Source organism: Novosphingobium sp. GV079 (assembly GCF_003058045.1).
GTDB classification, from domain to species: Bacteria; Pseudomonadota; Alphaproteobacteria; order Sphingomonadales; family Sphingomonadaceae; genus Novosphingobium; species Novosphingobium capsulatum.
Window position 1 is genome coordinate 1 of sequence record NZ_QBUE01000051.1, and the last position, 1,552, is coordinate 1,552.

Genomic DNA, 1,552 nt, shown 5'->3' on the forward strand with positions numbered 1-1,552 from the left:
CTTATTCATCAGGGTGGGGCAAAGGGTTGGCGGGAGTGGCGTAAGCCTCTGATCTGAATTAGGATCTGGGTGTCTAGTCCGAACCTGCCGCAGGGCAGAAAATGCCACAGGCCACACCCGCCATGAACGTCGATAGCGCAAGCCCATTCCGATTCCCAGCAGTGGCGCGCAAGAAAGTGACCGCCGCGTTTGATGGTGGCCGGCTCACCTCGGATGGTGGCGTGCTGCTGCTGGCGCAGGCTGAACGTGCAATGGGGATCTGCCAGCGGCTTGCAGCTTGCATTGCCGATCCGCGTGACCCGGCGCGGGTGGTCCATCGCCTCGATGACATCCTGCGTGCCCGCGTGTTCGCGATTGCTTGCGGCTATGAGGATGCCGATGATCTCGACGCCCTGCGCGACGATCCGGGTTTCCGTTTGGCGCTGGGCAAGTTGCCGGGATCGGGCGCGGGACTTGCCAGCCAACCAACGATGAGCCGGTGGGAGAATGCGCCGACCACGCGCGAACTGGCCAGCATGATGGTCGCAATGATCGACATCTACTGCGCCAGCTATCCCGCCCCGCCGGTGGCGGTGACGCTGGATATCGACGATACCTGCAATGTCGTCCATGGCTATCAGCAGCTTTCGTTCTGGAACGGACATCATGGCGAGCGCTGCTTCCTGCCGATCCACGTCTACGATACCGCAACCGGCCGGCCGGTGGCCATGCTGCTGCGCACTGGCAAGACGCCGTCGGGTGCCGAAGCGGCCGGTCACATCCGGCGCCTGGTGCGGCATATCCGCCGGAACTGGCCGGAAACGCACATCACCATCCGTGGTGACGGGCACTATGGCCGGCCCGAGGTCATGGCCTTCTGCGAAGCGGCCGGCATCGACTATGTGTTCGGCCTGCCGACCAACGCCGCGCTGCGTGCCGATCCGGCCATCGTCGCTGCCGCCGATGCCTGCGCGGTCAAGCGCGCCGAGGAAGGCCGCGCGATCCTGCGCCATTATGCCCAGACCCGCTACGGCGCCAAAAGCTGGAAAAGCCAGCGCCGCGTCGTCGCCCGGATCGAGGCCAGCACTTTGGGCATGGACATCCGCTATGTCGTCACCTCGCTGACCGAAGGCTCGGCTGAGCATATCTACGACACGCTTTACTGCGCACGTGGGCAGGTCGAGAACCTGATCAAGCGCCACAAGGCCCAACTCGCCAGCGACCGTACCTCGTGCCGCTCGGCAAACGCCAACCAGGTGCGCCTCATCCTGCACACCGCCGCATACTGGCTGCTGTGGCGCATCAGTCAGGAAGTCCAAAAAGCAGTCGCGCCCAATACCATGTCTCTGGCCGCTGCCGAGTTCGCAACACTGCGCCTGCGGCTGCTCAAGGTTGCCGCCCGGATCATCGAAAGCACCACGCGCATCCGCGTCGCCTTCACGTCAGCATGCCCGGATGCCAGCGTGTTCCGAGCCATCGCCACCACCCTCCCGCCGGCGCCAGCATGATCAACGCGGCAGTGCCGCCGACCCCAAAGCCCACCTCCAGCAACCTCGAAAAGCCCATTGCTCAG

The 1,552-nt window shown here is 64.5% G+C and carries 1 protein-coding gene; it reads left to right on the forward strand.

Going from position 1 to position 1,552, the window contains the following annotated elements; all coding sequences use genetic code 11:
* Positions 1-101 precede the first annotated feature (101 nt).
* Positions 102-1,487 carry an IS1380 family transposase gene (locus C8K14_RS22235; protein ID WP_107758320.1) on the forward strand — a complete coding sequence of 462 codons (1,386 nt, stop codon included), beginning with the start codon at positions 102-104 and terminating at the stop codon, positions 1,485-1,487.
* The last annotated feature ends 65 nt before the right edge of the window (positions 1,488-1,552 follow it).